This is a genomic window from Georgenia sp. (assembly GCF_054605595.1).
Genome location: NZ_JBTSDU010000213.1, coordinates 1 through 2,946, shown reverse-complemented (window position 1 = coordinate 2,946; position 2,946 = coordinate 1). Strand labels below are relative to the sequence as shown.

The following is a 2,946-nucleotide window of genomic DNA, read 5'->3' as shown; positions in this document are numbered from 1 at the left end:
GGCCCCCGGGCCACATTAACCCGCCGTCGGCGAGGCCCAGGAGGTCGGCTGCTCACGTCCGCAGGGCGATCCCCGGCCTGATCACCGCAGGTACTTCTGCAGCTCCTCCAGGTCGGGCAGCTGCTGCGGGGCAGCCTGCTGACCCAGCCCGAACGCCGAGCCCGCCGCGGGGGCCTGGGCGGGCCGGTTGGCGGCCTCCTGCTCCTGCTGCGCCCGCTTGGCCGGGTTGCCGGACTTGCCCTTCTTGCCCTTCTTCGGCGGCGGCGCCATGCGGCCCTTGGCCTTCTTGCCGCCACCGGGCATCATGCCCATCCCGGGCATGCCCCTCCCGCCGCCACGGGCCATCTGCCGCATCATCGTCTTGGCCTGCTCGAAACGGTCCATCAGCGAGTTGACCTCGGTGACGGTGGTCCCCGAGCCGCGGGCGATGCGCAGGCGGCGCGAGCCGTTGAGGAGCTTGGGGTTGTTCCGCTCGGCGGGCGTCATGGAGTGGACGATCGCCTCGACGCGGTCCACCTCACGCTCGTCGAAGTTCTCCAGCTGCTCCCGCATCTGGCCCATGCCCGGCAGCATGCCGAGCATCTTCTTCATCGAGCCCATCTTCTTGATCTGGTTGAGCTGGACCAGGAAGTCCTGGAGGGTGAAGTCGCCGTCGCCGGCGATCTTCGCGGCCATCTCCTCGGCCTGGGCGGCGTCGAAGGACTTCTCGGCCTGCTCGATCAGGGTCAGGATGTCGCCCATGTCGAGGATGCGCGAGGCCATCCGGTCCGCGTGGAAGCGCTCGAAGTCGCCGAGCTTCTCACCCGTGGAGGCGAAGAGCACCGGCTTGCCGGTCACCCCGCGCACGGACAGGGCCGCGCCGCCGCGGGCGTCGCCGTCGAGCTTGGTCAGCACGACTCCGGTGAAGCCGACGCCCTCGGCGAAGGCGTTCGCGGTGATCACCGCGTCCTGGCCGATCATGGCGTCGAGGACGAAGAGTGTCTCGTCGGGCCCGACGGCGTCACGGATGTCCGCGGCCTGCTGCATCATCTCGGCATCGACGCCGAGCCGACCGGCGGTGTCGACGACGACCACCGAGTGCTGCTTGTCGCGGGCGTACTGGACGCCCGCGCGCGCGACTGCGACGGGGTCACCGACGCCGTTGCCCGGTTCCGGTGCGAACACGGGGACGCCCGCCTGCGCGCCCACCACCTGGAGCTGGGTGACGGCGTTGGGGCGCTGGAGGTCGGCGGCGACGAGCAGCGGCGTCTGCCCCTGCTGCGTCAGCCAGAGGCCGAGCTTGCCGGCCAGGGTGGTCTTGCCGGCCCCTTGGAGGCCGGCGAGCATGATGACCGTGGGCGGGTTCTTGGCGAGGTGAAGATCACGCGCCTGCCCGCCGAGCACCTCCACGAGCTCGTCGTTGACGATCTTGATGACCTGCTGCGCCGGGTTGAGCGCCTGCGACGCCACCACCGACCGGGCCTTCTCCCGCACGTGGTCGGTGAAGGTCCGCACCACGGGGACGGCGACGTCGGCCTCGAGCAGCGCCCGTCGGATCTCCGAGACGGTCGCGTCGATGTCCCCCTCGGACAGGCGCCCCTTGCCGCGGAGCTGCTTGAAGGAGGCGGTGAGCCGATCGGACAGGTTGGCGAACAAGGCGGTACCTCTGGTCGTCGTGCGGAGCTGGCTGAGGTTCAGGGTAACGCCAGCAGGGCCGCCACCCGCTCCGCGAGAGTGGTCACGAGGCGGGCCCGCCAGCTCGTCCAGGCCTGCGGACCGGCCGCCGTGGCGTCGGCGACGGTGAGCCTGAGCAGCATCTCGAGCACGTCGGCGCGCCGGCCGACGGCGTCGGCGACCTCCTCCGCCACCGCCGGATCGGTCAGGTCCCGGCTCGTGGCCAGGGAAGGGAGGAGCAGGTGCTCCCGCACGAGGAGGGCCACCAGTTTCCCGGCGGGCCGGTCCAGCCCGAGTCGCTCGGTCAGGGGCGCCACGATCCGAGCACCGAGCGCCGCGTGGTCGGCGGCGCCCGGCGCCTTCCCGATGTCGTGGAACACGGCGGCGAGCAGCAGGAGATCCTCCTGGACGGCGGGTGCTCCGGGCCGGGCGGTGCCCGGCACCCGAGCGACGGTCTCGACGAGGTGCCGGTCGACGGTGTGGCGATGCACGGCGGTGCGCTGGGGCCGGTTGCGCACCGCGGCCCACTCGGGGAACCAGGTGGTCACGACACCGACCAGGTCGAGGGACTCCCAGACCGGCACCTGGGCCGGGCCGCTGCGCAGGAGCTCGAGCAACAGGTCGAGGCCCTCGCGCGGCCAGGGCGTGGGCGGGGCGTCGCTGCGGCCCAGGGACACCAGGGTGACGGGCGAGAGCGGCAGCCCGGTGCGCGCCGACGCGGCGCCAGCCCGCAGCGCGAGCAACGGGTCCGCCGCGGGATCGGCACCGCCCGCCAGCACGATCTCACCCGCGTGCTCGACCAGCCCGTCCGCCACGGCGCGCAGGTAGGGCGGCACTGCCCGCCCGTGCCGGGTGAACGGACGCAGCACCGTGGGGCGGCGACGGGCGGCGAGGTTCTGGCGGGCCTGCCGGACAGTCGTGTCGAGGGCGGCGGAAACCACCCGGGCGGCGCCCGCGACGGAGGCGAGCAGATCGTCGGCGGCATCGGTGACCGGCCCGGCCTTCGTGGCCGGCCCGACGGGCGTGACCGGCCCGACGGGCGTGACCGGCCCGACGGGCGTGACCGGCCCGGCGGGCGTGACCGGCCCGGCGGGCGTGACCGGCCCGGCAGGGGTGGCCGGCCCTACGCCGGTGACGGCCGCCGGCTCCCGCACGCCGAAACCGCATCGGCGGGCGACCTCGTCCTGCTCAGCGAGCAGCAGCCGGTTGGTCGCGCGGCCCGCCGTCCGGGCGAGGGCGTCGCGTACGTCCAGCAGGTGGGCGGCGGCACGGTCGAACTCGCCGTGCGGGCGG

Annotated in this window: 2 protein-coding genes; both read right to left on the bottom strand. The window is 73.7% G+C overall.

What is annotated here, in order from left to right:
• Positions 1–81: 81 nt before the first annotated feature.
• Positions 82–1,635, bottom strand: a complete 1,554-nt coding sequence (gene ffh, locus ACYC1Z_RS14980) for a signal recognition particle protein (RefSeq protein ID WP_461410309.1) — start codon at positions 1,633–1,635, stop codon at positions 82–84.
• 38 nt (positions 1,636–1,673) lie between these two features.
• On the bottom strand, positions 1,674–2,946 hold a 1,273-nt coding region (locus ACYC1Z_RS14975; RefSeq protein WP_461410308.1), incomplete at its 5' end, for an HD domain-containing protein.